The 2,978-nt window shown below is 69.9% G+C and carries 3 protein-coding genes; all 3 read right to left on the bottom strand.

All coding sequences use genetic code 11. From position 1 onward, the window contains the following. Positions 1–1,059 (bottom strand): hypothetical protein, encoded by a 1,059-nt coding sequence (locus tag IE99_RS0128375; protein ID WP_157610545.1) that lies wholly within the window; start codon positions 1,057–1,059, stop codon positions 1–3. 681 nt (positions 1,060–1,740) lie between these two features. Further along, on the bottom strand, positions 1,741–2,148 hold the full coding sequence (locus tag IE99_RS0128370) for a hypothetical protein (RefSeq protein ID WP_030177445.1): 408 nt from the start codon (positions 2,146–2,148) through the stop codon (positions 1,741–1,743). A gap of 11 nt (positions 2,149–2,159) precedes the next feature. Beyond that, positions 2,160–2,978: polymorphic toxin-type HINT domain-containing protein (locus tag IE99_RS29915; RefSeq protein WP_037560250.1), on the bottom strand; the 819-nt coding region annotated here is incomplete at its 5' end.

The following is a 2,978-nucleotide window of genomic DNA, read 5'->3' as shown; positions in this document are numbered from 1 at the left end:
TCAGGAGTCTCGTGGGCTCGGAGATGTGTATAAGAGACAGGGCGGGGAGGGCTCCGGAGCGGGGCCGTCCGTCTCCCCGAAGGCCCGGGGCGGCTGGGGCTGTGCGGGTCGCACGGGCGGCGGGTGCGGTTCCGGCCACGGCTGGGGCGGGGGTTCCGGACCGGGGGAAGCCTCCGGTGCGGGCGCGGCCGGTGCCCGGGGAGCCGGTTCCGGACGGGGGAGGACGTCCGGTCCGGGAGCGGGCGGCGCCTGCGGGGACGGCTCCGTCCGGTACTGCAGTTCGCCGCAGAAGGGGCAGGCGGGGAGGGCGGTCGGCTCGCCGCACCACGCGCAGGGGACGCACCGCACCGACTGCAGCACGTAGTGCAGGTCGTGCGGATGCCCGCTGAACGCCACGAACTCGGTGTACTTCCTCGAGCCCCAGTACTCGGCGCTCAGCGGCGGCCCGGCCACGTTCGTGACCTGGACCGCCTGCAGTTCCGGCCGGAGCCGGCTCTCCAGCCAGTTCGGGTCGCCGTGCTCGTTCGCGGCGAGCATGAGGACGGGGTCGAGCGGCCGGCGGGTGATGTTCTGGACGGGTTTCGCACCGGTGATGCGGTGCACGTCGGTCGTCGGCCCGGACGTCACCATGAACCCGCTGCCCGGGAGGTAGGACAGCATGTGCTGGGCCAGCCTGGCCTGCCCGCGCTCGAGCTTCGCGACGCTGCCGAGCCACGCCCCGGCGAACAGCCGGGCGGCCAGATGCGGCGCGATGCTCGCCAGCACGCCGGGGGCGACGTGCGGGGCCATGAACGCGAGCTGGTCGGCGACGACGGACAGCGCGAGCGGCGGCAACTCCAGCGGGACGCGGCCGATGCGGTCGGTGGCGAGCAGCATCCGCGCCTGCCGGACGAGCTTGACGGCGCCGTCCGCGCGCCACGCCGGATGGACGACCAGGACCGTGCCATCGCTCGCCAGGGCGCCGCTCACCACGTCGAGGAAGCTCAGGAGCGCGGCGGGATCGGCCGCGTCCGGAACGCGCGTAGCGACGGAGCCCGGAGTGATTCCGGTACTGGGCACGTCTCCCACGACAACGACCATGGTCATGCGCGCCCCCGGGCCATCCTTGGCCTCACGTGCCTTCCCTTCCCCGTTCGCCGCCGCCCCCCATGCGGTGCCCGAAAAGCTCCATAGGCCGCTTATGGCTCGAAGACGATAACCGCCTCGCCCACTCCAGAGCAAGGACCGCGCAATTGCCTCCACCCCATGTTTCGGACGGACCGAAATTGGCCCGGCCGCCGTCGTCCGGAGGGGCGGGCGCCCCCCATCACGAGATCAGCAGGTGAACGGGGGCCACCACGACGCATCCATGGGCGGGAGGGCGCGCACACCCTGCTTTTCGGAACGCGCCCGGAAGGACCGGAACAGCATGCAGCGCATAACGGACATCGCATCGACATGCAGCGTTTACCAGATCTTTGCATGATGTTGCGTCCGGAGTTCGCGGCGTCCCGCGCCTCCGGCATGGGACGCATCGTCCCGGCGCCCGTACGACATGAGCCGGGATGGGGGAGGTTCCCGGCCGATCGAATCACACAAAGACCGCGAACGCCTGGGCCCACGGACCCAGAACCGCGCCCAAGTTCAGAGCCGGGAGACTCCGGCCGACGCCCGACCGGGCACCACCGGCCGGCGAGCGCGTCCGATGCGGCCTCGTCCGGCCGCCCCATCCGGCTGCGCGGACGCCTTCCGGGTCGGTCCTCAGGCGCGCCTGCCGGCGAAGGGCAGCCGGTCGAGGGGGTAACGGCGCAACTCCTCGACGGTGAAGACGTCGCCGTGGTCGTTGTCGATCAGCATGCGCCAGCGGGCGGCGGCCGCCTCGATGATCTCCATGGCCACGGCGTCGCTGCCCTCGGTCCTGGAAATGGACAGCACCACCGAGGTGAGCATCGGCCCGCCGAGCCTCTTCTCGTACTCGGCCAGATCCTCGGGCTCGGGCTCGACGACGGTGCCCGGGGCCACGTACACCCAGACGTGCCGATCCTCCCGCGACAGGCGAGCACCCGTCGAGCGATCAGGGCGCCGAACACCGCCCAATTCCTCAATGAGATCGACGAACTCGTCGGGATGCACCGGATCAGCGAAGACCAGCAGCACATCGCTCGCCATGAAACCCTCCGTCAGACGGGCTCGCCCAGCTTACGCAGAGCCTCTTTGAGCTCATATTCGGTTCGCACCACGATAGCACCGGTCTGCCTGGCCATGGCGATCTGCTTCCCCGACAGCTGCGCAGCAAAGAGAATGACCGGCTTTCCGTTGGGATTCATCCGCCGATCGTTCATCAGTTTTGCCAGCTGATCCGCCTTCGTGAAGTTACGACCGTTCGATATCTCGATGATCGCCTTGTTGGTCTCGATGTCTATTTCACCGAGGTCGCCCTTCCTCCCGTACTTGCGGCCGAAGTCGCGGACCACGTTGCGAATCGAGTTGGCGGTGGTCGCCTCGAGCCGCGTGTCCGGATTGCCCGATCGCATCGCGTCGTCGATCTTGGAGTCGACGACCTTCTTCCTGAGCGCGTCCACCTCGCGCTGGGCGCGGTTCGCGGCGTCCTTGTTGGCCTGGGTCGGGTTCCTGCGCGCCAGATCCCGTGCCTCGTCGGCGTTCCGCTGGGCCTGGTCGACGAGCCCGTCGGCGTCATCGAACCGGCGGTTCTTGAGGGCGTTGTCGACGTCCCGCGAGATCTTGGCCCGCTCGCCGGCGAGCCGGTCGCACACCCCCTTGTCCGGGTCATTGTGGACGAGGAGGTGGCGTCCGCCGACGGTCACGTAGAAGGTGTGCAGGTCGGCGACGGTGAGGTTGTGGACGCGACGCTCCGCCGTGTAGCGGTGCGAGCCGACGACCATCGCCCGGCCGCCGTCCGGCGTGGCGAGGTCGTCCCCGAAGACGAGCCGCCCGGCGCCGATCCACTCCCCCGCGCCCGGAGCCCAGAACGGGTGGTT

The organism is Spirillospora albida (genome assembly GCF_000718255.1).
Lineage (GTDB): Bacteria > Actinomycetota > Actinomycetes > Streptosporangiales > Streptosporangiaceae > Spirillospora > Spirillospora albida.
This window is presented reverse-complemented; position numbering and strand designations above follow the sequence as displayed.

What these genes read in the sequence shown, in the direction of transcription:
- IE99_RS0128370 (WP_030177445.1), bottom strand. Translation starts at nt 2,148, where the DNA reads ATGGCGAGCGATGTGCTGCTGGTCTTCGCTGATCCGGTGCATCCCGAC.